The 24,870-nt window shown below is 70.2% G+C and carries 23 protein-coding genes; 8 read left to right on the top strand and 15 right to left on the bottom strand.

Annotated features, from left to right (window positions below):
- Positions 1-162: 162 nt before the first annotated feature.
- The 12 genes from ACFQV6_RS32230 to ACFQV6_RS32175 all read right to left on the bottom strand — a co-directional run bounded on the left by ACFQV6_RS32230 (position 163) and on the right by ACFQV6_RS32175 (position 12,323).
- Positions 163-579, bottom strand: a complete 417-nt coding sequence (locus ACFQV6_RS32230) for a hypothetical protein (RefSeq protein WP_378031416.1) — start codon at positions 577-579, stop codon at positions 163-165.
- A 253-nt stretch (positions 580-832) separates the two neighbouring features.
- Positions 833-1,201 (bottom strand): hypothetical protein, encoded by a 369-nt coding sequence (locus ACFQV6_RS32225; protein WP_378031415.1) that lies wholly within the window; start codon positions 1,199-1,201, stop codon positions 833-835.
- A 72-nt stretch (positions 1,202-1,273) separates the two neighbouring features.
- The gene (locus tag ACFQV6_RS32220; protein WP_378031414.1) at positions 1,274-1,666 is read right to left on the bottom strand and encodes a hypothetical protein; all 393 of its coding nucleotides are present in this window, start codon (positions 1,664-1,666) and stop codon (positions 1,274-1,276) included.
- A gap of 244 nt (positions 1,667-1,910) precedes the next feature.
- On the bottom strand, positions 1,911-3,269 hold the full coding sequence (locus ACFQV6_RS32215) for an MFS transporter (protein ID WP_378031413.1): 1,359 nt from the start codon (positions 3,267-3,269) through the stop codon (positions 1,911-1,913).
- Position 3,270: 1 nt separating this feature from the next.
- Positions 3,271-3,582 carry a Rieske (2Fe-2S) protein gene (locus ACFQV6_RS32210; RefSeq protein WP_378031412.1) on the bottom strand — a complete coding sequence of 104 codons (312 nt, stop codon included), beginning with the start codon at positions 3,580-3,582 and terminating at the stop codon, positions 3,271-3,273.
- Positions 3,579-6,041, bottom strand: coding sequence for a nitrite reductase large subunit NirB (gene nirB, locus ACFQV6_RS32205; RefSeq protein ID WP_378031411.1), 2,463 nt, complete (start codon positions 6,039-6,041; stop codon positions 3,579-3,581). Before nirB ends, ACFQV6_RS32210 begins: the two co-directional genes overlap by 4 nt.
- Positions 6,041-6,388 (bottom strand): molybdopterin oxidoreductase, encoded by a 348-nt coding sequence (locus tag ACFQV6_RS32200; RefSeq protein WP_378031410.1) that lies wholly within the window; start codon positions 6,386-6,388, stop codon positions 6,041-6,043. Before ACFQV6_RS32200 ends, nirB begins: the two co-directional genes overlap by 1 nt.
- Position 6,389: 1 nt before the next feature.
- Positions 6,390-8,534, bottom strand: coding sequence for a molybdopterin oxidoreductase family protein (locus tag ACFQV6_RS32195; protein WP_378031456.1), 2,145 nt, complete (start codon positions 8,532-8,534; stop codon positions 6,390-6,392).
- A gap of 93 nt (positions 8,535-8,627) precedes the next feature.
- Positions 8,628-9,299 carry a sirohydrochlorin chelatase gene (locus ACFQV6_RS32190; protein ID WP_378031409.1) on the bottom strand — a complete coding sequence of 224 codons (672 nt, stop codon included), beginning with the start codon at positions 9,297-9,299 and terminating at the stop codon, positions 8,628-8,630.
- A 168-nt stretch (positions 9,300-9,467) separates the two neighbouring features.
- Complete coding sequence (locus ACFQV6_RS32185) at positions 9,468-10,568, bottom strand: uroporphyrinogen-III synthase (protein ID WP_378031455.1); 1,101 nt, start codon at positions 10,566-10,568, stop codon at positions 9,468-9,470.
- Between the two features lie 172 nt (positions 10,569-10,740).
- Positions 10,741-11,031, bottom strand: coding sequence for a hypothetical protein (locus tag ACFQV6_RS32180; RefSeq protein ID WP_378031408.1), 291 nt, complete (start codon positions 11,029-11,031; stop codon positions 10,741-10,743).
- A 383-nt stretch (positions 11,032-11,414) separates the two neighbouring features.
- Entirely contained in the window at positions 11,415-12,323 is a 909-nt protein-coding gene (locus tag ACFQV6_RS32175; protein ID WP_378031407.1) for a diiron oxygenase, read from the bottom strand.
- Positions 12,324-12,374: 51 nt separating this feature from the next.
- On the opposite strand from ACFQV6_RS32175, the gene ACFQV6_RS32170 reads away from it, so the two are divergent.
- Genes ACFQV6_RS32170 through ACFQV6_RS32150 form a run of 5 tightly spaced genes read left to right on the top strand, consistent with a single transcriptional unit; the run spans position 12,375 to position 16,587 of the window.
- Positions 12,375-13,103, top strand: a complete 729-nt coding sequence (locus ACFQV6_RS32170) for a TetR/AcrR family transcriptional regulator (protein ID WP_378031406.1) — start codon at positions 12,375-12,377, stop codon at positions 13,101-13,103.
- Complete coding sequence (locus ACFQV6_RS32165) at positions 13,100-13,432, top strand: DUF4873 domain-containing protein (protein ID WP_378031405.1); 333 nt, start codon at positions 13,100-13,102, stop codon at positions 13,430-13,432. Before ACFQV6_RS32170 ends, ACFQV6_RS32165 begins: the two co-directional genes overlap by 4 nt.
- Positions 13,422-14,891, top strand: a complete 1,470-nt coding sequence (locus tag ACFQV6_RS32160; protein WP_378031404.1) for a flavin-containing monooxygenase — start codon at positions 13,422-13,424, stop codon at positions 14,889-14,891. Before ACFQV6_RS32165 ends, ACFQV6_RS32160 begins: the two co-directional genes overlap by 11 nt.
- A complete protein-coding gene (locus ACFQV6_RS32155; RefSeq protein ID WP_378031403.1) occupies positions 14,888-15,754 on the top strand; it encodes an SDR family NAD(P)-dependent oxidoreductase in 867 nt (288 codons plus the stop codon). Before ACFQV6_RS32160 ends, ACFQV6_RS32155 begins: the two co-directional genes overlap by 4 nt.
- Positions 15,751-16,587: an alpha/beta fold hydrolase gene (locus tag ACFQV6_RS32150; RefSeq protein WP_378031402.1), complete on the top strand. Its 837-nt coding sequence runs from the start codon at positions 15,751-15,753 to the stop codon at positions 16,585-16,587. The genes ACFQV6_RS32155 and ACFQV6_RS32150 overlap by 4 nt, the downstream gene beginning before the upstream one ends.
- Positions 16,588-16,722: 135 nt before the next feature.
- Here the strand turns inward: ACFQV6_RS32150 and ACFQV6_RS32145 are convergent, their stop codons facing one another.
- Together ACFQV6_RS32145 and ACFQV6_RS32140 are read right to left on the bottom strand one after the other, a co-directional pair.
- The gene (locus ACFQV6_RS32145) at positions 16,723-17,589 is read right to left on the bottom strand and encodes a hypothetical protein (protein WP_378031401.1); all 867 of its coding nucleotides are present in this window, start codon (positions 17,587-17,589) and stop codon (positions 16,723-16,725) included.
- Between the two features lie 364 nt (positions 17,590-17,953).
- On the bottom strand, positions 17,954-19,135 hold the full coding sequence (locus tag ACFQV6_RS32140) for a citrate synthase 2 (protein WP_378031400.1): 1,182 nt from the start codon (positions 19,133-19,135) through the stop codon (positions 17,954-17,956).
- Between the two features lie 67 nt (positions 19,136-19,202).
- Between ACFQV6_RS32140 and ACFQV6_RS32135 the strand changes: the two genes are divergently transcribed.
- A complete protein-coding gene (locus ACFQV6_RS32135; protein WP_378031399.1) occupies positions 19,203-20,489 on the top strand; it encodes a citrate synthase family protein in 1,287 nt (428 codons plus the stop codon).
- 767 nt (positions 20,490-21,256) lie between these two features.
- The gene (locus ACFQV6_RS32130) at positions 21,257-21,892 is read left to right on the top strand and encodes a nitroreductase family protein (RefSeq protein ID WP_378031398.1); all 636 of its coding nucleotides are present in this window, start codon (positions 21,257-21,259) and stop codon (positions 21,890-21,892) included.
- A gap of 174 nt (positions 21,893-22,066) precedes the next feature.
- Here the strand turns inward: ACFQV6_RS32130 and ACFQV6_RS32125 are convergent, their stop codons facing one another.
- Positions 22,067-23,848, bottom strand: coding sequence for an ABC transporter ATP-binding protein (locus ACFQV6_RS32125; RefSeq protein WP_378031397.1), 1,782 nt, complete (start codon positions 23,846-23,848; stop codon positions 22,067-22,069).
- Between the two features lie 410 nt (positions 23,849-24,258).
- Between ACFQV6_RS32125 and ACFQV6_RS32120 the strand changes: the two genes are divergently transcribed.
- On the top strand, positions 24,259-24,651 hold the full coding sequence (locus tag ACFQV6_RS32120) for a MarR family winged helix-turn-helix transcriptional regulator (protein ID WP_378031454.1): 393 nt from the start codon (positions 24,259-24,261) through the stop codon (positions 24,649-24,651).
- Positions 24,652-24,870: the final 219 nt, after the last annotated feature.

The raw sequence follows: 24,870 nt of genomic DNA, 5'->3' as shown, positions 1-24,870 counted from the left end.
GCGGCTCGTCGATGCGGGCAGCACCTGGGTGGGGCAACGACGGTCGAGGGCCGCACCCCCGGGATTGCGGGGTACGGCCCTCGGCCGATCAGGCAAGCGTGAACTCAGGCACCGAGCTCATGTGTCACCCGAGCTCAAATTACCGAGCTCAAATTACCGAGCTCAGTGCTTCCAGCCCGGCCCCTGGGGGCCCGGCTTGTGCGGGAAGCCCGGCTTCTGCGGGAAACCCGGCTTGTGCGGGAAGCCCGGCTGGCCGTGCTGGAACTTCGGGCCGTAGTAGACCTTCAGCGCCCAGTCGCCGCGGTGGAATCCGCGCCAGACCTGGAAGCACTCGTAGCGGTTCCAGTCACGCTTCCAGACGCCCATCTTGCCGTACTTGTGGCAGGTCCGCGGGCTCTCGTAGAACCGAACGATCCGGTCCCTGACCTTGGCCTGCTGCGCCGCGGCAACCGGCTTCTTGGCCATCTTGGCGTCGTCGCCGGCGGGCGCGGGGGATGCGGTCGCCGGACCGGCGGCCATGGTCAGGCCCGCGGCAACCGCGACGCCCGTCATGACGAACGCACGCGTGTACTTGTTCATCGGGGGATCTCCTTCATCGTCCAGGAAAATCGGACAAGGGAGACCTTAAGCGGACGGAACACCAGAAGAGTGTGACAACACCACCACTATCGGGTGACATTGCCTCAAAACGGCGAAAACTCCAACGGCGGGAGCTGGAACGGCGGCGGGAGCTGGAACGGCGAGGGCGGGAGCTGGAACGGCGAGGGCGGGAGCTGGAACGGCGAGAGCCGCACCGAATCGGTGCGGCTCCCATGAAACCGAGAACAGGCTTTCACCAGGGCCAGGTCCAGGGCGGCCCGTCGTAGTACCTGTTGACCTCGACGTACAGGCCGAACTTGCCCGCGTAGCGGCCTTCGGCCTTGATGCATTCGTAGTTGAACCAGTAGGTCTTCGCGATCCCCTTGAAGCCGAAGTCCCGGCACTCCTTCTCCGAGTCGTACCAGTCGTAGAACTCGAGAGGCGGGAGATTGACCGGGAGAGCGGCCGAGGAGGACGGCATCCGAAGGCCGGGCCCGGCAGCACTCGGCGCAGCCGCGGACGCCGCAGTACCGCCGACAACTGCACCGCCGAGCGCCCCACTGACAGCCATGCTGAGAGCAGCCACCCCGGCGACGAGCGCCGAACGCGTTGAAGAATTCATGGAAGCAGCCTTTCCGGTCGACCTACCAGGGCTTTCCTGAACCATTCATAAATCGTTTCCGGGGCACCGTTATTAACGGACGGCAGCGAGGATGTCTTCGAAGTCATCGTCCTCGCACCATTCGTCGTCCCAGTCGCACTCGTCCGGGTCCTCTTCGGTGTAGGCCACGTAGAGAGCGAATTTGCCCTCATTCCGGCCGTCACCCTCCTCGCAGTCGAAGTCGTACCACTCGTCGCGGTTCTCGCCTTTCTTGCCGGCCTGGCGACACGACTTGTAGGTCTTGTACCACTGGTAGAACTCGAACTCGTCCAGGACCGTCGAGGTTTGCTGTACGCCCTGCTGGGTAGTGATCGCCTGCGGTGATGTGGTGGTCTGCGGTGAGGCGGCCGCGACACCGACGCCGAGGCTGACAGTGGTTGCCAGAGCCATACCAGCAGTGAGCGCCATGCGCGTCATCTTGTTCATGAAAAGCGCCTTTCGGAAGGGTTTTTCAGTGGGCGTGCTCATCTTAGGAGCCACCTGGCAAACCGCTCCGAGGAAGTCGGCTAAACGTTTTTCACGAGCCGTTCCGGAGTAGAATGTCAACTCCGAAAACGACAGACCGATAAGACGAGCAGCATTCAGAACGAGCACCGCGATCAAGACGAGCGCACAAAACGGCCCGGGCGCCTGCACGCACCCGGGCCGCTCCGCGCGGAGAAACGATTTCTCAGACGGCGATCCTGGTGCGCGCCGCGGGCCGCAGGTAGACCGCCCAGGTGACCAGCACGCACAGCGCGTAGAACCCGATGAAGCCGATGTACGCGGCGTCAGCGTCCTGGTAGGTCAGGAACGACTGGCGGAAGGCCAGGTTGACCAGCACCCCGCCGACCGCACCGACAGCACCGGCGATCCCGATGACCGAACCGGCGATCCGGCGGGCCTGGTGCTCGTCGCCGGCGTACTTCTGCCGGAAGATGGCCGGGATCATCTTGTAGGTGGAGCCGTTGCCGAGGCCGCTCAGGACGAACAGCGCGATGAACCCGACGATGTAGAGCGGCAGCGACCGCTGCTGTGCCGCGACCAGCACGATCGACGCGCCGATCGCCATCGCGATGAAGTTGACGAAGGTGACCTTCGCGCCGCCGAGCCGGTCGGCGAGCGCCCCGCCGAGCGGGCGGATCAGCGAGCCCAGCAGCGGGCCGAGGAAGGTCAGGTAGGCGGCCTTGATCGGGGTGTCGAACTGCTCGGCGAACTGCACCTGCAGCACCTGCCCGAACGCGAAGCCGAAGCCGATGAACGAGCCGAACGTGCCGATGTAGAGCAGCGACATGACCCAGGTGTGCGACTCCCTGGCGGCGTCGCGCATGCCCCGCTTCTCGTTGCGGGCCTGGGTCAGGTTGTCCATGTAGAGCGCCGAGGCGACAGCGGCGATCACGATGAACGGGATGTAGATGCCCGCCACGATGCCGGGCGAGCCCGCGCCGAAGGTCGCCAGGACGAAGAGGCCGACCAGCTGCGCCACCGCCACGCCGAGGTTGCCTCCGCCGGCGTTGATACCGAGCGCCCAGCCCTTGAGGCGGTCCGGGTAGAAGGCGTTGATGTTCGCCATCGAGGAGGCGAAGTTGCCGCCGCCGACACCGGCCAGCGCGCCCAGGATCAGCAGCGTGGAGAAGGAGACGCCCGGCTCGATCAGGAGGGCCGCGGCGATCGACGGCACGAGCAGCAGCGAGGCGCTGATGATGGTCCAGTTCCGGCCGCCGAACTTGGCCACCGCGAACGTGTACGGGATCCGCAGCGCCGCGCCGACGAGCGCCGGAACCGCGGTGAGCAGGAACTTCTGGGCCGGGTCGATCCCGTAGGCGGGGCCGAGGAAGAGCACCAGCACGGACCACAGCGTCCACACCGAGAACCCGATGTGCTCGGAGAAGATCGAGACGATCAGGTTGCGCCTGGCGATTCTGGCACCGCCGTTGTCCCAGAACTCCCGGTCCTCGGGGCGCCAGTCGTCGATCCAGTGTCCCCGGATGGTGACCGGCCTGGCGGAAGCGGGCCGGGCCGAAACAGTGGGTGGCAGGGTGGCAGTCACTTCAGTCTCCCAACAGGATGTGATCGCCGTCGGCCCGGACCGGGTAGACGGTGATCGGGGGCTGGCCGGACTGGGAGCACCCGGTGGCGAGGTCCCATGCGTTGAGGTGCAGCGGGCAGACGACGACCCGGTTGTCGATCTGGCCGTCGGCGAGCGGGCCGCCCTTGTGCGGGCAGACCGCGGACACCGCGCGCAGGGAGCCGTCGCGGAGGCGGAAGACGGCGATCATGTCGCCGTCGACGGTGTAGGTACGCCCTTCGCCGAGAGGGATCTCGGACAGCGGGCCGAGGACGACAGCGGTGGGAATGGTCATGCGCGCACCGGAACCTGAGGGAGGACGGTCAGGGGAAGGGAGGTACGGAACTGGCCGGGCGTGGCCTCCTCGGCCCGTTCCTTCCAGGGGTCCTTGTAGGCCTGCACGGCCTCCTCGACGGCGGCGTCCAACTGGGCGGCGATGCCGTCGGAGTCCTCGACGACGATCTCCCGGATCCGGTCGACGCCGATCCGCGGCACGAACGAGTAGGTGCGTTCCAGCCAGTTCGCGTTCTCGCGGTAGTACTGCAGGAACCGGCCGGTCAGGCGGATCACCTCTTCGGCCGAGCCGACGGTGGTGAGCAGGTCGCCCTTGCGGATGTGGGCGCCGGCGGCACCGCCGACGTAGATCTCCCATTTGCCGCCGTCGATCGCAACGACACCGAGGTCTTTGACGTACGCCTCGGCGCAGTTGCGCGGGCACCCGGTGACCGCCAGCTTCATCTTCCCGGGGCCTTCGAGACCCTGGTACCGCTCCTCGAGCGCGATGCCCAGCGCGGTGGAGTCGCCGACCCCGAAGCGGCAGAAGTCCGAGCCGACACAGGTCTTCACGGTGCGGAAGCTCTTGCCGTAGGCGTACCCCGAAGGCATGTCCAGATCTGCCCACACCTCAGGCAGCTTCTCCTTGGGGATGCCGAGCAGGTCGATGCGCTGGCCGCCGGTGAGCTTGACCATCGGCACGTCGTGTTTCTCCGCCACCTCGGCGATGCGGCGCAGCTGGGCCGGTGTGGTGACGCCGCCCTTCATCTGCGGTACCACCGAGAACGTGCCGTCGCGCTGGATGTTGGCGTGCACCCGGTCGTTGATGAAGCGGGCGTCGCGCTCGTCGACGTACTCGCCGGCCCACATCATCTTGAGCAGCGAGGCCAGGCCCATCTTGCTCTTGGCGTCGTGGGTGCTGCCCGGTACCAGCTTGTCGAAGACCGCGGAGACGCTCTTCAGCTCGTACTTGCGGATCGCGTCCATCAGCTCGGGCTTGGGCATCGGTACGCCGGGGACGTACCAGGAGGCCGCCGGGTCCTCCTCGACCTCGCCGCCGGCCGCCCACTCGACGATCCGCTGCACGAGCGGCTTGCAGGTGCCGCAGCCCTTGCCGGCGCGGGTCTTGTCCATCACCCCGCTGACCGTCTTGCAGCCGGCGTTGACCACACCGCAGATCGCGCCCTTGCTGACGCCGTTGCAGTTGCAGACCTGCGCGTCGTCCGGCATGTTCTCGGGCTTCACCTCGCCGGCCGGCCCGCCGATGTCGAACATCAGCTCGGCGCGCTCCTCGGGCAGCGCCATGCCGCGGTCGAAGGCCTGGATCAGCCCGGCGGCCTTGCTGTTGTCGCCGACCAGGGTGGCGCCGACGAGCACGCCGTCACGGATGATGACCTGCTTGTAGATGCCCTTGCGCGGCTCGCTGTAGACGATCACCTCGTCCTCGTCGGACGCCGGTTCCTTCAGGCCCATCGAGGCGACGTCGATACCCGCGACCTTGAGCTTCGTGGAGATCTTGGAGCCGTGGTAGGCCGCTTCCAGGTCCCGCCCGGTGATGTGGTCGGCGAGCACCTTCGCCTGGTCCCACAGCGGCGCGACCAGGCCGTACATCTCACCGCGGTGCTGGGCGCACTCGCCAACCACGTAGATGTCCCGCTCACCCTCGGCCCGCATGTGGTCGTCCACGACGATGCCGCGCTCCACGGTCAGGTCGCTGGCCGCCGCCACCGCGGTGTTCGGCCGGATGCCGGCCGCCACCACCACGACGTCGCACTCGATGACCGTGCCGTCGGCCAGCTTCACGCCGGTGACCCGGTCCTTGCCGAGGATCTCGCTGGTCATCGCGTTGACGATGACGTCGATGCCCAGCTTGCCCTCGACGCTGGCCTTGAGCATCTCGCCGGCCTTCTCGTCGAGCTGGGTGTTCATCAGGTGGCCCATGGCGTGCAGCAGGGTCACGTGGCTCAGGTGGTTCTGCAGGCCGCGCGCCGCCTCCAGGCCGAGCAGGCCGCCGCCGATCACCACCGCCCGCTCGTGGTCCCGGGCGTACCGGATCATCGCCCGGGTGTCGTCGAGCGTGCGGAAGGCGAAGACGCCCTGGTGGTAACCCCGCTTCGGGTTGTGGATGCCTTTGATCGGCGGGGTCCACGCGCTGCTGCCGGTGGCGATGATGAGCTTGTCGTACGGGGTGGCCGTCCCGTCCTGCGCGTACACCATCTTCGCGAACCGGTCGATCCGCTCGATCTTCGTACCGGCGTGCAGGGTGATGCCGTTCTCCTGGTACCAGGCCAGGTCGTTGAGGAAGATGCCCTCCTCGGTCTCCACGCCCGCCAGCAGGTTGGAAAGCATGATCCGGTTGTAGTTGCCGTACGGCTCGTCGCCGAACATCGTGACGGTGAAATCGCCGTTGCGGGCGAGGATCTCCTCCACCGTCCGGGCTCCGGCCATGCCGTTGCCGATAACAACCAAGCGCTGGGTCATCAGATCTCCACCAGTCCGAGGTCGACGATCGTTTCTCCGGTGAGGCCGGCCGGCGCGGCGAGCCACAGCTCGACGGTGGTGCCGCCGGGCAGGTCCTCCAGCACCCGCAGCGGCACGTGGACGTCGCCCTTGGCGCCGACCGGGAAGTACCGCATCGGTGTGCCGTCGCGTACCAGCACGACGCAGATCAGTTCGGCGGAGGCGTTGCCGCCGCGGAAGTAGACGGCCTGCGCGGTGGCGCCGCCGGGCACGGTCCAGCTGAGCGCGGGGCTCAGCGGGCCGGGCTGGTCGAGGCCCTTGCCCTCGAAGGCGAAGACGCCCTGCAGGAAACGGGGTGTGGAGTGCACGTCAGGAGCTCCTTTCCGGTGTGTCGGCGGCGCGGGTGATGGCGATCGCGCACACCTTGAAGGCGGGCATCTTGGAGTGGGGGTCCAGTGCCGGGTTGGTCAGCGCGTTGGCACCGGGCCAGTGGAACGGCGCGAACACCGTGTCCGGCCGGATGCCGTCGGTGAGCCGGGCCCGCAGCGTTGCGGTGCCCCGGCGGCTGCGGAGCTCGACCATGTCCCCGTCGGCGATCCCGTGCCGGCGGGCCAGGTCGGGGTGGATCTCGGCGCGGGCTTCCGGCAGCGCCACGGTGAGCGCCTTCACCCGCCGGGTCTGGTTGCCGCTCTGGTACTGCTGCATGTTGCGGCCGGTCGTCAGCACGTACGGAAAAGATCTGTCCGGAAGCTCGGCCGCGTCACGGTGCTCGACCCGCACGAACCTGGCCCGGCCGGAGGCCGTCGGGAAGCCGGTCGCGAACAGCCGCGGTGTGCCCGGATGGTCCTCGCTCGGGCACGGCCAGAAGACGCCCTCCTCGGCCTCGATGCGCTCGTAGGTGATGCCGGCGTAGTCGGCGATCCCGCCGGCGCTGGCCCGGCGCAGCTCCTCGAAGACCGTGCGCGGGTCGTCGCTGAAGAACTGACCGCGGCCGAGCAGCCCGGCCAGCTCGGTGATGACCTGGAGGTCGCTCTTCACCAGCGGTGGCGGCGGCAGCGCCATCTTCCGGCGGATCACGCGGCCCTCGAGGTTGGTCATGGTGCCCTCCTCCTCGGCCCACTGGGCGGTGGGGAGGACGACGTCCGCCAGCTCGGCCGTCTCCGAGCGGAAGATGTCCGAGACGACCAGGAAATCAAGGGCGCGCAGGCGGTCGATCACACGGTTGCTGTGCGGCGCGGAGACAGCGATATTGCTGGCCAGGACCATCAGGACGCGTACGCCTCCGTCGGTACCGAGACGGTCGAGCATCTCGTAGGCCGACTGGCCCGGCTGCGGCAGCTCGTCCGGGTCGATCCCCCACACCCCGGCCACGTGCGCCCGCGCCGCCGGGTCGTCGAGTTTGCGGTACCCGGGCAGCTGGTCGGCCTTCTGCCCGTGCTCGCGGCCGCCCTGCCCGTTGCCCTGGCCGGTGATCGTCCCGTACCCGGAGTACGGCTTGCCGACCAGCCCGAGCGCGAGCGCCAGGTTGAGCCAGGCCTGCGCGGTGTCGGTGCCGTTGCTGTGCTGCTCGGCGCCGCGGGCGGTCAGGATCATCGACGGGCCCTCGGTGGCGAGCAGCCGCACGGTCTCGTGCAGCTGCGCCTCCGGGACGCCGGTGATCCGCTCGACCCGCTCCGGCCAGTAGGAGTTGGTGGCCCGCTTGACCGCTTCGAACCCCTCGGTCCGCTCCTCGACGTAGGCGGCGTCGACCCAGCCCGCGCGGATCGCGATGTGCAGCATCCCGTTGGCCAGGGCCAGGTCGGTGCCGGGCATCGGGGCCAGGTGCAGGTGGGCGCCGTTCGCGGTGGTGGTGCGGCGCGGGTCGATCACGATGTGCTTGGCGCCCTCGGCCCGGCCCGCGTCCAGGTACTGCATGGACGGCGGCATCGCGTCGGCCGGGTTCGCGCCGACCAGCAGCACGGTCCGGGCCTGTGCGACGTCAGCCAGCGGGAACGGCAGGCCCCGGTCGATGCCGAGCGACCGGTTGGCCGCCGTCGCCGCGCTCGACATGCAGAACCGGCCGTTGTAGTCGATCGATGAGGAGCGCAGGGCCACCCGGACGAACTTGCCGAGCGCGTACGCCTTCTCGTTGGTCAGCCCGCCGCCGCCGAAGGCACCGACGCTGTCCCGGCCGGACTCCCGCTGACTGCGGGTGATCGCGGTGACGATCTGCTCGTACGCCTCCTCCCAGGAGGCCTCGCGCAGCGGGCTCTCCCGGTTGCCGGGCTCCTTGCGGACCAGCGGCGTCAACAGCCGGTCCGGGTGGTCCAGCAGGTCCGCCGCGGTGAATCCCTTGGCGCACAGGCCGCCCCGGTTGACCGGGAACTCGGCCGGTTCGAGCCGCACGCCCGGCATCCCCGGCCGGAGGGGGATCTGGGGCGTCAGCGTCATCCCGCACTGCAGGGCGCAGTACGGGCAATGCGTCTGGGTCGCCGCTTGCTGGGTCGCCTTTTGCTGAATCGCCCGTTGCTGGATCGCCCGTTGCTGGATCGCCGTCACGGGATGAAGCTTGTCGGTGGTCCGTTAACCCTTGGGACGCCTGGCCGTGACGCTGTTGTCAGCAAATCCCTACAACGCGCGGCCGGCCGTTGTGAGCTTTCTGTCCCACACAGCGGAATCAAATCGCCGCAATACGAGATCGGCCACCGCCGGGTCGTGGCACAGCGGCGGGGTCACCGCGTCGGCGCCGCAGCCGCGCAGCGTACGGTAGAAAAGGCCCTCGGCCAGGAGATATGCGGCTACCGCGACGGTCCGCGCGCCGTTTTCGCGCAAGCGCGAGACCACGTCGGCCACCCGCGGGCCGCTCCCCGAGGTGTAACCGACGGCGGCTGCTCCTAGCCTCACCGCAACACCCTCGACATCTGCGAGCCACAACGGGTCGGAGGAACCGGCCGCGGCGAGGACAACGGCGTCGGCGTCCGGCAGGTTGCGGCGCAGGCTGTCCAGCAGGATGTCGTCGGGTCCCAGCGGCGCGGTGACCGGGATGTCCGTGCCGGCTACGGCCTCGGCGATGTCGACCCGCACGTGATATCCGCACGACAGCAGCAGCGGGACCACCACCGCGTCGCGGACGGCCGGCACGATTTCGGCGACCTTGGGCTCCTGCACGTCGACGTAGCAGAGCCGCACGTCCAGACCGGGACGGCGGCGGGCGACGGCGGCGGCCAGCTCCTGGATCTGCCGGCGGCCGGCCGGCGAACGGGTCCCATGGGCAACGGCGATCAGCGTCGTCTCACTCACGATCTACTCCCTTGAGGATCTGCGGGGAGCGGCCCGGCAAGGCATCGGGCGCGCGAGGTGGGGCCCGGCGCCCTTGCCGGGTTTTCTTTTCCGTACGGTCGGGCCGCGCCGTTTTTCCGGGGCGCTCTCCCTTTTCAGGCCGTTTCGTCTTTCAGGCCGCTTCGTCTTTCAGGCCGCTTCGTCGACTCGGAGGCGGTAGCCGCGTTTGATGACGGTCTCGATGTGCTTGCCGGAGCCGAGCGCTGCGCGCAGGCGGGCCACCGCCACGTCCACCGCGTGCCCGTCGTTGCCCCGGGGCAGTGACTCGGCCAGCTGATCCTTCGACACGACGGCGCCCGGGCGGCGGGCCAGCGCCGACAGGATCGCCATCGCGGCCGGGGCGAGCGCGTGGGTCGTACCGTCGATCAGGACCGCGTGCCCGCGCACCTCCAGGGTGGAACCGGCGACCTGGAGCCGGACCGCCCGCCGGGGCAGCTCGTCGGTGACCGTCTTGATCAGCGCACCGAGCCGATATCGCTCCGGCATCACCACCGGGACACCCAGCTCGGCCAGCGGCGCCGCCGTCACCGGGCCGACGCACGCGGCGAGGGTCCCGCTCCGGAACGCCCCCGCGACGTCCGCGCCGCACTCCCCCGCGACCTGCAGGAACGCCTTGACCGCCGGGGCACTGGTGAACGTGACCGCGTCGATCTGCCCGCCCGCGACCTGGTCGGCGAGCCGCTTCACCGGCGCCACGTCCGGCGGCATGGCCCACCGGTAGACCGGTACCTCCACCACGGCGGCACCCGCCGTCCGCAGCGCGTCGACGAACTCGGTCTGCGGCTCGCCGTGCTCCTGCACCACGATCCGCTTGCCCGCAACACCCTCCTCCAGCAGCCGCTGAAGGATCTCCTCGTTGGCCTCCGTCTTGGCCGCCCACTCCTCGGACAGCCCCGCCGCCCGGATCGCACCACACGGCTTCGGCCCGCGCGCCAGGATGCGGGCGCCGCGCAACGACGTACGCAGCTGCTCGCCCATCCCCCAGCCCTCGGCCGCCTCCAGCCAGCCCCGGAACCCGAACCCGGTGGTCGCGACGACCAGGTGCGGCTTCAGCCCGATGCAGGCCGCGGTGGCCGCGTGCAGCGCGTCGTCGTCGATGAGCGGAATGATGGTGATGGCCGGCGCGCTGATCACCCGCGCCCCGCGCCGCTCCAGCAGCGCCTCCATCTCGGCCCGGCGCCGCTCAGCGGTGACCGCCACGGTGAAACCGGCCAGTGCGCCCTCGATCATCCGGTCCCCATCCTGCTTGCCCACGACGCAATGGTCCACGACGCTCGGTCTCCCCTGATGACCGAACCTCGTCGCAAGACTCCTAAGACCGGGTTTCGGGACCGGCGCGGACATGTTTCCGCCAGAATAACGACCGGTCACCTGGGGGCCGGCCGCCGATGTGACCAGTTGATCATGCTCCCGAGACATCGTCCGGATGCTCGAACAGCCTCCCCTCGGGTTGCTCGAACAGCGACCCCTCGGGTTGCTCGAACAGCGACCCCTCGGGTTGTTCGAACAGCGACCCCTCCACGCCGAGGACCTTGCGGATCTCGGCCATCAGATGAAAAGCGGCGATCCGCCCGTCCAGCAACCCGACCCGGTAATCCGCGCCCACCTCCGGGTCCTCGGCGATCCGCGGGTCCCGGAGTCCGGCGGCCCCGTCCACCCGCCCGGAGTTGTAGGCCACCAGAGCGTCGTCCATCAGTGCGGTCCCTCTTCCCAGCGCGCGCCTCGTAGTCCCACCGGGTCCTCCCGGAGACAGACATCGCGACAATCTCGCACGCGCCCCGCTCCCCGCCCACCCACCAACCGTCCCGATCACAGCAGCCCCTCGGTTGCCCGCCAGCCCCACCCGTCGCCAGCAACCCGGCAACCGCCCCGAAACCCTCCCGCACCCGCGCACGCCCAGCCGCCACCCCAGCTGGCCCTCAGCGGCGCCTCCCGCCCCGAAAACCACCCCTCACGACCAGCCGGCCAACCCAGCTGGCCCTCAGCGGCGCCTCCCGCCCCGAAAACCACCCCTCACGACCAGCCGGCGCTCAGCGGGCTTCCGGCCCTTGGCGCGACGGCAGCACCGGGAGCCGGCTAGGACTTGGGGGTGCCGAGGAGGCCCGACGCGCGCCACAGTGGGACGCCCGGTCCGCCGATCAGGTCCAGGTCGCGGAGGAACTCGACGACCCGCTCCCCCGCCCACCGCATCGTCTCCCGGTGGTACGGGTTGGCCCGCGCCGCCCGCCGGCCCTCCTCCGGGTCGATGCCGATCGCCCGGTACACGCGCGGGTCGATGAGCCGGGTGCCGGTCAGGTACGCCGCCCGCCCGATCACCAGCTTGTCGAAGGCCAGCCGCCCCCGGCCGGCGGACCGGATCTGCCGGGCCAGTTCCTCCCGGGCGTACCGGACGTGGCGGGCCTCCTCGACGACGTGGATGCGGGACACCATGCGGACCAGCGGCTGCACGTCCTCGCAGGCCATCGCCTCGCGCTGCAGGGTGTCCAGGATCTCCTCGGCGATCAGGATCGCGGCGTACATCCGGGGGCCGGTGCCGGTGTGCCCGATCCACTTGCCGAGCCACTGGTTGAAGCCGTCGGGCTGGTAGACCGGGGTGCCGAGGCGGGCGATCATGCGGCCGAACATCACCGAGTGGCGGCACTCGTCGCCGATCTCGGTGAGCGCGTACTGGGCGTGCGGTGCGGTGGGGTCCTGCTTGAAGTACTCCCGGACTAGCAGCTGCATGAGGATCGTCTCGAACCAGACGCCGAGGCCGGCGATGCTGGCGACCTCGTGCTTGGTGAGCTCGATCCGCTGCTCCTCGGTGAGCCGGTCCCAGAGCGCGGTGCCGTAGAGGCTGGACCGGTGCGGCGGCACGAAGTATTTGCCCTCGGCGAACGGCGCCTCCCAGTCGATCTCCACCTCCGGGTCGTACGAGTGCTCGGCCGAGGAGCGGAGCAGCCGGGTGGCGGTGCGATCCCGATCGGGAGGAGTCACTGTCGTCATTTCGGCCTCCGGAGCTTGACGTTACCGGCGGTAACAGTTACTTCTAGTACTATGAGCCCGGTCATCCCACCCGTCAATCCCGCCCCAGCAGAGGGAAACCGGCCCGAAAAAGGCCGCCCCGAGAAGGACGGCCGGCGCGGCCGATGGGAGAACCACCGGGAGCAACGCCGCGCCGAGCTCACCGCCGCGGCCATCGAGGCGATCCGGGCGCAGGGCCCGGACATCGGCATGGAGGCGATCGCGGCGCACGCCGGCGTCAGCAAGCCGGTGCTGTACCGCTACTTCGCCGACAAGTCCGAGCTGTGGCTGGCGGTCGGGCAGCAGGCAGGCGCGATGGTGGTCGAGGCGATGGTCCCGGCCGTCGCCGCCGTCCGCGAGGAGCGGGCGATCATCGCCGCGGCGATCGACGTCTACCTGGCGCACATCGAGAACGACCTGAACCTGTACCGGTTCGTGGTGCACCAGCCCGACATCGCCCGGCACCGCGACGTGGTCGCCGACGTGATGGACACCGTGGCCAGCGGGCTCGCCCGGATCTTCGGGGACCGGCTGCGGGCGCGCGGGCTGGACTCCGGCGCCGCGCTGCCCTGGGCGTACGGGGTGGTCGGCTACGTGCAGGCGGTCGGCGACTGGTGGCTGCGGCAGCAGCAGCCGATCAGCCGCGACGCCCTCTGCGATTACCTGACGACGTTCCTCTGGGGCGGCATCGCCGGCATGCGCCGCGCCGCCGACATCCCCGGAGGCCTGGCAGCACACGAGGGGTGGGCGAGAGACCTGTGACCGACAACCCGGTTGGGGACGGCGAGGAATACCGCGGACCGGCCACATTGACGCTCGACGACGGGCAGGTAGCGGTGGAGATCAGGATGTCGGCACGGTTCGAGCCGGTCGAGGGGCGGTTCCGCTGGGCGGGCCGCACCGGGCCGGACGACGTGCTGCGCGAACGGGTCGGCAGCGGCCTGCGGAAGGCGACGATTCTCGTGCCGGGAGCCATCGAGACGGCGGTCAGGCTGAGCGAACCGGACCCCTGGGGTGGCGTCCGGATCTCCGGCACCGGCACGCCGCCGTGGTTCCCGGCCTCTCGGAAGGGAGCCGACCATGCCGGCTGAGACCCACTTCGACGTCCTGATCGTGGGCGCCGGCCTGTCCGGGATCGGCGCCGCCTGGCGGTTGCAGAAGCAACGGCCGCGGGACACGTACGCCATCCTCGAGGCCCGCGACGCGATCGGCGGCACCTGGGACCTCTTCCGTTATCCCGGCGTGCGCTCCGACTCCGACATGTACACCCTGAGCTATCCGTTCCGGCCCTGGCGGGAACCGGAGTCGCTGGCGTCCGGCGACAAGATCCGCCGCTACGTCCAGGAGACCGCCGACGAGGCAGGCATCACCGGCCACATCCGTTTCGGCACGCGGGTCGTCCGCGCCGACTGGTCCACCCCGGACGCGCGCTGGACCGTGCGGACCAGCGGCGGGCAGATCTACACCTGCAAATTCCTGTACGGGTGCTCCGGCTACTACAGCTACACGGAGGGTTACCAGCCGGACTTCCCCGGGCTCGCCGACTTCCACGGCCGTGTCGTGCATCCGCAGTTCTGGCCCGAAGACCTCGACTACCGGGGCAGACGCGTGATCGTGATCGGCAGCGGCGCGACCGCGGTGACCCTGGTGCCCGCCATGGCGGACGACGCCGAACATGTCACGATGCTCCAGCGCTCCCCCTCGTACGTCACGCCCTTGCCCGACCGTGACGTGATCGCCGACCTGGCCCGCCGGATCCTGCCGCCGAGGGCGGCCAACCGCGTAGCCCGCGCCAAGAACATCCTGCTCACGCAGGCCTTCTATCAGCTCGCGCGGCGCCGGCCGCGGCTGGTGCGCCGGGCGCTGCGCGGCATCGCGATCCGCTTCCTGCAGAACCCGGGGTACGTGGACGAGCACTTCAAGCCCACCTACGACCCCTGGGACCAGCGGCTCTGCGTGATCCCGTCCGGTGATCTCTACACGTCGATCACGTCGGGGCGCGCGTCGGTGGTGACCGACCACATCGAGACGTTCGTGCCCGAGGGCATCCGGCTCCGGTCCGGTGCCGTCGTGGAGGCCGACGTGGTGGTGTCCGCGACCGGCCTGTCGCTGCTGCCGGTGGGTGGCATCGAGCTGGCGGTCGACGGTGAGCCGATCGACGTGGGCAAGCGGGCGGCCTACCGCGGCCTGATGCTCAGCGGGGTGCCGAACTTCGCCTACTGCATCGGCTACGTCAACGCGTCATGGACGCTGCGGGCCGACCTGTCACATCGCTATCTGCTCAAACTGCTCGATCACATGCAACGGCACGGGTACGCGAGCGCCGCACCCACCAGCCCCACCGGCATCGGCCGCCCGCTGCTCGACCTGTCCTCGGGATATGTCCGGCGGGCCCTCGACAAGTTCCCCGTCCAGGGTGACCGCGACCCGTGGATCGTCCGGCAGAACTACCTGCGCGACGTCGTGGTCACCCCGCGGGCCGACGTCACCAGGGACATGACCTTCACCCGGCGTACCGTTCCGCTCCGCAAGGAAGAGGTGGTCCGATGAGACTCCCCGCATACCGGTTCGCCGGGCGTACCGCCGTTCTCACCGGCGCCGCCGGCGGTATCGGTGAACAGCTCGCCCACGGCCTGGCCGCACGCGGCAGCGACCTGGTCCTGGTCGACGTCGACGAGGGCCGCCTCGAGCCGGTCGCCGACCGGATCCGAACCGCACACCCCGGCCTCACCGTGCGGACCCTCGTCGCCGATCTCGCCGACCGGTCCGCCGTCGAGGGTGTCGCCGCGCGGGTGCTGGCCGAGCACCCGGCGATCGGACTCCTGATCAACAACGCCGGGATCGCGCTCGGCGGCCGCTTCGACCAGGTGTCGGTCGAGCAGTTCGAGACCGTCATGAACGTCAACTTCCGCGCACCGATGCTGCTGACGCACGCGCTGCTCCCCGCACTGACCGCGACACCGGGCGGGCACCTGGTCAACGTGTCGAGCCTCTTCGGGCTGATCGCACCGCCCGGGCAGAGCGCGTACAGCTCCAGCAAGTTCGCCCTGCGCGGGCTGAGTGAGTCGCTGCGCGGTGAGCTCGCCGAGAACGGGGTGGGCGTCACCACGGTCCACCCCGGGGGCATCCGGACGAGGATCGCCGAGTCCGCGCTGGTGGGCACAGGCGTACCCGAGCAGGAGATCGAAACCAACCGCAAGCGCTTCGCCGCCCTGCTCAGCTTCCCTCCCGACCGGGCCGCGGATCTGATCCTGCGGGCCGTCGCGAAGCGCAAGGCCCGGCTGCTGATCGCCGCCAGCGCCAAGGCACCCGACATCCTGGCCAGGCTTCTGCCGGTCGGTCACGCTCGCGTCGTGCGCGCGCTCACCGGCGTGCGCAGCGGCGGCGCGGCCAGGCCGGTGGTCAGGCGATGAGACATGCGGACGTACGGGGTACGCGCATTCGGGTTCACGAGACCGGAGACCCGGAGGCGCCGCCCGTGGTGCTGCTGCACGGGATCGGGCGCAGCCTGGAGGACTGGTCGCTGCAGCACGCCCTCCTCGACGGCGACTACCGTGTGATCAGCCTGGACATGCCCGGTTTCGGGCTGTCCCAGCGCCTGCCCGCGCCGACCAGCCTGCCGGTTCTCGCCGACGGGGTGTGGGCGACCCTCGACGTGCTCGGCACCGGTCCGGTGCACCTGATGGGCAACTCGCTGGGCGGCGCGGTGGCCATGACCATGCTCGCCTCGGCGCCCGGCCGGGTGTCCACGCTGACCCTGGTGAACAGCGCCGGCTTCGGCAAGGAGGTCACTGCCGCACTGCGCCTGCTGGCCGTGCCGTTCGTGGGCCGCCAGATGCTGCGCAGGATCGACCGGGTCACCGCGCCACGAGTCGAACGCACCCTGTTCGCCGACCGCGCCCTGGTCACCCCGGAACGGGTGGCGATGGCCATCAAGATCGCACGCCAGCCCGACTTCCTGCCGGTGTATCTGGAGATCGCCAAGGCCCTCGGCGGGTTCCGGGGTGTGGGTGCGGCCTGGCGCAGCCAGCTGCTGGAGAGCGTCGCACCGCACGTCAAACCCACGATGATCATGTGGGGCGAACGCGACATGATCCTGCCGTGCGCCCATCTGGAGGCGGCCCGGGCGGCGTTCCCGCACGCTCAGTCGCACATGTTCGCCCGCACCGGGCACATGCCCCAGATCGAGCGGCCCGAGGAGTTCGCGGAGCTGGTGCGGCCGGTGCTGGCTCGGGTCTCTGTCTGAGGACCCGGCCCGGGCGGCGGCTGACCCGGGCCGTACTCTTCCGCGCTTTCACCGTGCGGTGCGCTTTCCCCGTGCGGTGCGCTTTCCCCGTGCGGTGCGCTTTCCCCGTGCGGTGCGCTTTCCCCGTGCGGTGGCCTATTCAGCCTGGCGCTGCACAGTGACCGCGTCCCGTGCCAGGTGCTGTGGGAGGGCGTCGAGCGACTCCCCTGTGCGGATGGTCTTGGCGGTAGCCGGGTCGACGACGATGACGTCCAGCAGGAAGAGGTCGTCGCCGCCGCGGTCCAGGCGCACCGGGTCACAGGTGAAGTCCCGCTCTCCCCGGCAGGCGCCCTCAGCGATGAACCTGCCACCCGCACCGTGCCGCGACAGCAGCCAGACCTGATACCCGTCCGGGTGGTACGCGGTACCTGAGACATCTGCCGTACCGGATAGCGTCGCGCCGTCACCCGGACTGCTCACCCTGACGGACGCGGTCTCCGCACGCGGCGTCCCGCCAGCGAACCGTCCCTTCCCGCTCTTCTTCTGCCCCTTGTCCTTCTGCCCCTTGTCCTTCTGCCCCTTGTCCTTCTGCCCCTTGTCCTTCTGCCCCGAGCTGGTCCTGTCGTCCGATGCCGGGTCAGCCGCCATTGTCCCGGCCGCCGCGGCACTGGCCGCTGGTTCTCCATGCGGTGCAGTTCCTGCTGCCGGGCCGTTCGTTGCCGCCGAACTGGCCGCCGGCAGAGCCGAGTCGCTCGTCATGCTGCTGCCGCCCACAGTCGGCGACAGTGTTCCGGCCGTCGTCCGAGCCGCCTGACCCGACGCATACGGCGCGAACGGCGCCAGCCCCGGCGACCCCGAACCAGCCGACGAGGCCGCGGCAGACGTCGCCGGACTGACGGCGCCCGCCGTGAACCGCGGAAGCTCGTTGCGCCCGTTCCCCAGCGCGAGCGCCGAGATCGCCAGCACGACAAGACCCACCGCGGCCACCACCAGCGTCGTCAGCGGGGCCCCAGCACGCGGCACCCTCACCCGCAGCCCACCGGCGCGCGGCAACCTCACCCCCAGCCCGTCAGCGCGCGGCAACCTCGCCCCCAGCCCGTCAGCGCGCGGCAACCTCGCCCCCAGCCCGTCAGCGCGCGGCAACCTCGCTCTGCCACCGATCGGGGCTTCGCGGCGGCGGCCGGACGTGGCCGGCTCCTCGTGCGGGCTGTCGGGTACCCGCGGGGTGACAACCATCGAAATGCCTTCCGCGTGTCCAAGGCCGGCACAACGCGCCGGCCGGAACACCGCCCGGCGGCGGGCTCCGCGCGGATAACCGCATCGTTGCCGAATTGGATGCGGGTGCCCGGTGTGTCGCAACCCCCACGCCGTCCGGGAGGGGCGGGGGTCAGGTGTTGCGGGAGAGGGCCTGGGGCCAGCCCTGGACGTGGGTGGCTTCGCGTTCGGCCGGGCCTATGTAGTCGGCGGAGGGGCGGATGATTTTGCCGAGGCGTTTCTGTTCGAGGATGTGGGCGCTCCAGCCGGCGGTACGGGCGCAGCTGAAGACGGCGGTGAGCATGTCAGCGGGCACTCCGGCGAAGTCGAGGACTACGGCGGCCCAGAACTCGACGTTGGTCTCCAGGACCCGGTCGGGCTTGCGTTCGCGCAGTTCGGCGAGGGCGGCGATCTCCAGTTCCCGGGCTACCTCGTAGCGCGGGGCGCCCAGCTCCCGGGCGGCCTGGCGCAGGATCCGGGCACGCGGGTCCTCGGCCCGGTAGATGGCGTGCCCGAAGCCCATCAGGCGGCGGCCGCTGTCCAGGACCTGCCGGACGTACGTGCGGGCGTCGGCACCCCCCTCGACGGCTTCGATCATGGAGAGTGCGCGGGCGGGAGCACCGCCGTGCAGGGGGCCGGACAGGGCGGCGACGGCAGCGGAGAGGCAGGCGGGGGCGTCGGCGCCGGTGCTGGCCACGACGCGGGCGGTGAAGGTGGAGGCGTTCATGCCGTGCTCGGCGGCGCAGGTCCAGTAGCGGTCGAGGGCGGCTACGTGGCGGGGGTCGGGGTCACCCTGCCAGCGGATCATGAACTGCTCGGCGGCGTTGCGCCCGGCGTCGACGCGGTGCTGCGGCACGGCCGGGCGGCTGCTGCCCCGGGCGGCCTGGCGGTCGCTGTCGCGAGCGGCCTGGCGGTCGCTGCCCCGGGCGGCCTGGCGGTCGCTGTCGCGAGCGGCCTGGGCGACGTACGACAGGAGGGCCGCGGAGGACCGGGCCAGGTCGTCGCGGGCCTGACGGTCGTCGATGTCGATCAGCTGCCCGAGTCGCCAGTGGGAGGCGAGCATCGACACCGCTGCCTGTACGTCTACCCGGATGTCGCCGGTGACTACAGGAATCCGGAGTGGTTCGGCGGCGGGAAGCGGGGTGTCGAAGTCGCCGTCGACAAGCAGTCCCCAGACGTCGGAGAAGGAGACCTGGCCGGCGATCGACTGGATGTCGACACCGCGGTAGCGCAGTGAGCCGCCGAGACGGTCCGGTTCGGCGATCTCGGTGTCGAACGCGACGACACCGGCGAGTCCTGGATTGACAGTCAACATGACTACAATCTGAAATCAACACGACTTGAAGTCAATGTTGATCCAGTCAACATGAGAAGATGAGCACATGGACGCCGCCCCCAACGCAAGACACGACTCGACGTTGCGCCACGACCCGACGTTGCGCCACGACCCGACGTTGCGCCACGACCCGACGTTGCGCCACGACCCGACATTGCGTAATGCCGACCTGCTCACCACCGAGCAGGTCGCTGACCGGCTGGGCGTCAAGCCGGCCACCGTGTATGCGTATGTCAGTCGTGGCCTGCTGAGCAGCCATCGCAACGCCGACGGCAAGAACAGCCTGTTCCTGAAGTCGGAGGTGGACACGTTCGTCGCGAGCCGCAAACGTACGTCCACTCCGAACATCCAGACCGGCATCACGCTGATCAAGGATGGCGGGCTCTTCTACCGGGGGCGGGACGCGACAGTGCTGGCCGGGACAGCGACTTACGAGGCCGTCGCCACCCTGCTCTGGACCGGCGACCTGCAGCACGTCGCCCTCCCGGTCAACCACGAGCTGATCGGCCTGGCCGAGGCGGTCACCCGCCCGCTGCCGGCGGCCGCCCGCCTCACCGACCGGCTCCGGGTGATCGTCGCGGCCGTCGCCGCCGCCGACCAGCTGCGTTTCGACACCGCGCCGGCCGCTGTCGTCGCCACCGGGCGGCAGCTGATCGCGACGATGGTGCGCGCTCTGCCGCCCCGCACCGCGGTGCCGCTGAAGGCCGCCGGGCTCGCCGAGTGGTTCTGGTGCAGGCTGACCGCCGAGCCGCCCACCGAGGCCGGGTTGAACATCCTCAACGCGGCCCTCATCCTGCTGGCCGATCACGATCTCGCCGCGTCGACGCTGGCCGCCCGGGTCGCCGCGTCCACCCGCGCTCACCCCTATGCGGTGGTCAGCGCGGGTCTCGCCGCGCTCGACGGGCCGTTGCACGGGGCGGCGAGTGCTCTGGCGTACCCCCTGCTCTTGGAGGCCGTCAACGGCCCGGACCCGGTCGCCGGGATCTCCGACCGCCTGCGTTCGGGTCTGCCGGTTCCCGGCTTCGGCCATCCGCTCTATGCCGGCGACGACCCGCGGGCGACGACGTTGTTCGAGCTGCTGGAGGACGGGCCGGCGTTGCGGACCGCGACGCGGCTGGCGGACGCCATGCGTACCCGATCGGGAACCGCGCCCAACGTCGACCTCGCGCTTGCCGCGCTCGCCCTGCATCACGGCATGCCGGCGGACGCCGGCGAGGCTATCTTCGCGGTGGCGCGCACGGCGGGGTGGCTGGCGCACGCCCTCGAGGAGTACGCGGACCGCCCGTCCCGTTTCCGGCCCAGCGGCCGATATGCCGGTCGTCCCCCTGTCTGAAGTCTTTCTCAAGTCGCACTCGCCGTCCGGCGATCACTGTCCACTTCGACTACCGTTGATCCCGTGACTGCCGGACGGGTCGGTTGGGGCGTCCTCGGGTTGCTCACGCTGGCAACGGCCGTTGTCGTGAGCTTCAGGTACGGCGTGTCCGCGATTCTCGCCGCGACGGTGTTCCTGGCCGTGCCGTGGCTGCCGTGGAGACCGCTGCGGAAAGCGTGGATTCCACTGGCCGGGCTCGTTGTCTACACGTTCTCGCCGGTGTGGCCACCGCTGTTCGCGGCCGGTCTGGGATGGCTGACCGGGATCGCCGCGGTGCGGGTGTTCCGCGGGACGGACGAGACGCGGGAGCCGGGGCGGTTGGGGTTTCGGGTCCTAGGACTCGATCTCGCACCGGCGGAGGAGCCGGTTTCCCGGAGCGAACCCGGGCTTAGGGCGGGGCGGGCCTCCATTCCGAAGCCGCGGCCGACGGCAAACACGTCGACTCGGGCCGCTGAGCCCCCTGCCGGGACCGAACCTCAGCCGTCAACGGAGTCCCAGCCGGCGAAGCCGCAACCGGGGACGAAGCAGCCTCCCCGCTTCCCGGCGAACCGGCGACCGCGTGCGGCGTCCAAGCCGGAGCCGAGACCCGCGCCGAAACGAGGTTCGGAAACCGGGGCAAGACCCGAAGCCGGGCCGGATTGCGGGCCGACCCGCTGAGCGCAGCCGGGCCGCATCGGAGGACGATGACCCGCTGAAGGCCGCCGGAGCGCGGCCGTAGGCTTCCGCGCATGACCTCACCCGAGCCGCAGGAGCTCAGCCTGCTGGAGGCGTTGCACTCGACGCCGGCCCGCCGCTACCTGTCCGGCAAGCCGATCAGCGACGACGTGATCCGGGCGATCCTGGACGCGGCGATCCGTGGTCCGTCCGCCGGTAACGGGCAGTTCTGGACGTGGATCGTGGTGCGCGACCCGGAGACGAAACGGCAGGTCGCGCAGTGGTACCGGGAGGGGTGGGAACGCCACTACGGCTCACGGCGGGACCAGATACTCAACGCGCCCGACGGCGGCCCGCTGAGCAAGCGCAGCTTCCTCGCCGCGGACCACCTGGCGGCCCACCTGGAGGAGGCGCCGGTCTGGATCTTCCCGGTGCTCCTGGGCGCCGCGAAGTCGAGCAACCCGCGGCTGGGGTCGTCGATCTACGGTGCGGTGCAGCAGCTGATCCTGGCGGCCCGCGCGTACGGGCTCGGCGCCACCCTGACCACGCTGCACGTCGGGCACGAGGACGACGTACGGGAACTGCTCGGCCTACCGGAGGACGCGCTGACGATGGCGCTGATCCCCCTCGGTTACCCGAGCAAGGGCCGCTGGTCGCAGCCGAAGCGCCGCCCGATCGACGAGGTCGTCCACTTCGAACGCTTCAGCTGAGCAGCACGAGATCGTGGCGAGTTGCACCCACATACGAACCGCAACTCGCCAAGATCTCGAACAAGCCGGGCTCGAACAAGCTGGGCTCGAACAAGCTGGGCTCGAACAAGCTGGGCTCGAACAAGCCGGGCTCGAACAAGCCGACCGTCAAGCCGGCTGCGAACGAGCCGGCCGTCAAGCCGCCAGCGTCGCATACCGCCCACCACGGCTCAGCAGCGAATCGTGCGTCCCCGACTCCAGAATCCGTCCGTGATCGATCACCGCGATCTGATCAGCGTCGCGCACCGTCGACAACCGGTGCGCGATGGTCACCGTCGTACGCCCCCGCGACAACTCGTCGAACGCCCGCTGCACGGCCCGCTCCGTCTCGTTGTCCAGAGCGCTCGTGGCCTCGTCCAGAACCAGGATCCGCGGGTCCCGCAGCAGCGTACGGGCGATCGCGATCCGCTGCTTCTCCCCGCCCGAGAAGCGGTGCCCGCGTGACCCGACCATGGTGTCGTACCCGTCCGGCAGCGCCGCGATCAGATCGTGGATCTGGGCCGCCCGCGCCGCCGCCACGAGCTCCGCGTCGGTCGCGTCCGGTTTCGCATAGCGCAGGTTCTCCCGGATCGTGGTGTGCAGCAGGTACGTCTCCTGGCTCACGACACCGACGATGTCCGCGAGATCGGCGAGGGCGAGCGACGAGATGTCCACACCGTCGATCGTCACGCGGCCCGAGGTCGGGTCGTACAGCCGGGCGATCAGCGCCGCGATGGTGCTCTTGCCGGATCCGGTCTCCCCGACGAGGGCGAGCGATGTTCCCGCCGGTACGTCCAGGCTCACACCCGCGAGTGCGGCGGTCGTGCTTGCGTCGTACGCGAAAGTCACGTCCTCGAAGCGCAGGTGGCCCCGCACCTGATCGAGTCGCACGGGCCTGGCCGGCTCCTCGACCTCGATCGGCAGGTCAAGGTATTCGAAGATGCGCGCGAACAGCGCCATCGAGCTGACCCAGGTCACGCCCACGTCGAGCAGGCTCATCAGCGGGCGGAACAGGTTGCCCTGCAGGGCGGTGAAGGCCACGAGCGTACCGATGCTCATCGCGCCGGCGGCGAACGGAAGCCCGGCGGCCAGGTAGATCGACGCCGGGATGACGGCGAAGACGATGCTCATGGCGGCCATCCGCCAGCGCCCGGCCAGCTCGGAGCGGAGCTCGAGGTCGATGAGGCGGCGCGAGGAGTCGGTGAAACGGTCGACCTGCGCGGCGCCGGCGCCCATCGTCTTGCTCAGCTGGATGCCGCTGATCGACAGGCCCTCCTCGATGATGACGTTGAGGTCGGCGAGCTCGCGCTGGCGCTGAGCGGTGATCTTCTGGCGCATCCGGGCGACCCGGCGGGTCAGGATGATCGCCGGCGGCAGCGCGATCAGCGAGACCAGCGTGAGCTGCCAGGAGAGCGCGGCCATCGCGGCGAGCGTGGCGACGACAGTGGTGAAGTTCGAGGCGACGGAACTGGCGGTCGACGTGACCACCTGCTGCATGCCGCCGATGTCGTTGGTGATGCGCGACTGCACCTCACCGGTCCGGGTGCGCGTGAAGAAGCCGACCGACTGCCGCTGCAGGTGCGTGAAAACCTCGGTCCGCAGCCGGTGCATGACCTTCTGACCGACCGACGTGGAGATCCACGTCTGCACGACACCGAGCGCGGACGTGACCGCGGCGACGCCCACCATGCCGGCGACCAGCCAGATCAGCAGGCGCACGTCACTCTGCGGCAGGGCGACGTCGATGACCTCGCGCAGCAGGAACGGCGAGACCATCGCCACGACGGACGAGACGACGATGACGGCCACGACGACGGCGAGCTGCCGGCGGTGACCTCGGAACAGGGCGCCGATCCGGCGCAGGGAGACGGCCCGTGCCTGCGCCTTCTCCGCGGGGGTGGGGGTGCGTGCCGCGCCGCGGCCTTGATTTTGTGGCAAAGAGCAACAACCTTTCGGGTACGGGCTAAGCGTTCTCAGCATTCGTTCTCGGCATTGATGAGGTTACCTCAACATGAGGGTACAACCGCAACCGCTGCTACCTTGTTCCCGTGGAGTCCGATCCCGCCCCGCCCGCCTCGACGCCGCCCACATCCCCCGGCGCCGGCTCCGCTTCCACCGGCCCTGACCCCGCTCCCGCCGGCCCTCACCCCGCTCCTGCCGACGCCGGCTCCGCTTCCACCGGCCCTGACCCCGCTCCTGCCGGCCCTCACCCCGCTCCTGCCGGCGCCGGCTCCGCTTCCACCGGCCCTGACCCCGCTCCCGCCGGCCCTCACCCCGCTCCTGCCGGCCCTCACCCCGCTCCTGCCGGCCCTGACCCCGCGGGGCCTGGTTCTTCGGGGGACGAGTCCCTGCTCGAGGCGTTCTGGGCTGTTACCCGCCGCCTGCGCCACCGAACCCGGGTCGCCCTGGAACCGTGGAACATCTCCCCGTCCCAGTCACGGGCCCTCGGCGTGCTGATCGGCCACGGCGAGATGCGGCTCAGCGCCCTCGCCGAACATCTGCGGATCGCACCCCGCTCCGCCACCGAGGTGGTCGACGACCTCCAGGCCCGGGCCCTCGTGGAACGCCGCCCCGACCCGGCCGACCGCCGAGCAACGCTGGTCGCCCTGACCCCGTCCGGCGTAGCCACCGGCGAAGCCATCCGCCATGCCCGCTCCGCCGAGGGCGAACGCCTCTTCGCCGACCTGAGCCCCGCCGACCGCACCGAACTCTCCCGCATCCTCCGCAAACTTCGCGACTGACCTCCCAGCTGGCACTGAGCGGCCCTTTCCGCGCCCGAACACCCCCCTCACGGCCAGCCAAGCCACCCAGCTGGCGCTGAGCGGTGCTTTCCGCGCCCGAACACCCCCCTCACGGCCAGCCGAACCACCCAGCTGGCGCAGAGCGGTGCTTTCCGCGCCCGAACACCCCCCTCACGGCCAGCCGAGCCACCCGGCTGGCGCAGAGCGGTGCTTTCCGCG

The organism is Actinoplanes sp. GCM10030250, from assembly GCF_042666575.1.
Classification (GTDB): Bacteria; Actinomycetota; Actinomycetes; order Mycobacteriales; family Micromonosporaceae; genus Actinoplanes.
This window is presented reverse-complemented; position numbering and strand designations above follow the sequence as displayed.

What these genes read in the sequence shown, in the direction of transcription:
- ACFQV6_RS32135 (WP_378031399.1), top strand. Translation starts at nt 19,203, where the DNA reads ATGGACGCCGCCCCCAACGCAAGACACGACTCGACGTTGCGCCACGAC.
- ACFQV6_RS32180 (WP_378031408.1), bottom strand. Translation starts at nt 11,031, where the DNA reads ATGGACGACGCTCTGGTGGCCTACAACTCCGGGCGGGTGGACGGGGCC.
- ACFQV6_RS32130 (WP_378031398.1), top strand. Translation starts at nt 21,257, where the DNA reads ATGACCTCACCCGAGCCGCAGGAGCTCAGCCTGCTGGAGGCGTTGCAC.
- ACFQV6_RS32185 (WP_378031455.1), bottom strand. Translation starts at nt 10,568, where the DNA reads ATGATCGAGGGCGCACTGGCCGGTTTCACCGTGGCGGTCACCGCTGAG.
- ACFQV6_RS32230 (WP_378031416.1), bottom strand. Translation starts at nt 579, where the DNA reads ATGAACAAGTACACGCGTGCGTTCGTCATGACGGGCGTCGCGGTTGCC.
- ACFQV6_RS32210 (WP_378031412.1), bottom strand. Translation starts at nt 3,582, where the DNA reads ATGACCATTCCCACCGCTGTCGTCCTCGGCCCGCTGTCCGAGATCCCT.
- ACFQV6_RS32220 (WP_378031414.1), bottom strand. Translation starts at nt 1,666, where the DNA reads ATGAACAAGATGACGCGCATGGCGCTCACTGCTGGTATGGCTCTGGCA.
- ACFQV6_RS32175 (WP_378031407.1), bottom strand. Translation starts at nt 12,323, where the DNA reads ATGACGACAGTGACTCCTCCCGATCGGGATCGCACCGCCACCCGGCTG.
- ACFQV6_RS32225 (WP_378031415.1), bottom strand. Translation starts at nt 1,201, where the DNA reads ATGAATTCTTCAACGCGTTCGGCGCTCGTCGCCGGGGTGGCTGCTCTC.
- ACFQV6_RS32170 (WP_378031406.1), top strand. Translation starts at nt 12,375, where the DNA reads ATGAGCCCGGTCATCCCACCCGTCAATCCCGCCCCAGCAGAGGGAAAC.
- ACFQV6_RS32150 (WP_378031402.1), top strand. Translation starts at nt 15,751, where the DNA reads ATGAGACATGCGGACGTACGGGGTACGCGCATTCGGGTTCACGAGACC.
- ACFQV6_RS32140 (WP_378031400.1), bottom strand. Translation starts at nt 19,135, where the DNA reads ATGTTGACTGTCAATCCAGGACTCGCCGGTGTCGTCGCGTTCGACACC.
- nirB (WP_378031411.1), bottom strand. Translation starts at nt 6,041, where the DNA reads ATGACCCAGCGCTTGGTTGTTATCGGCAACGGCATGGCCGGAGCCCGG.
- ACFQV6_RS32155 (WP_378031403.1), top strand. Translation starts at nt 14,888, where the DNA reads ATGAGACTCCCCGCATACCGGTTCGCCGGGCGTACCGCCGTTCTCACC.
- ACFQV6_RS32160 (WP_378031404.1), top strand. Translation starts at nt 13,422, where the DNA reads ATGCCGGCTGAGACCCACTTCGACGTCCTGATCGTGGGCGCCGGCCTG.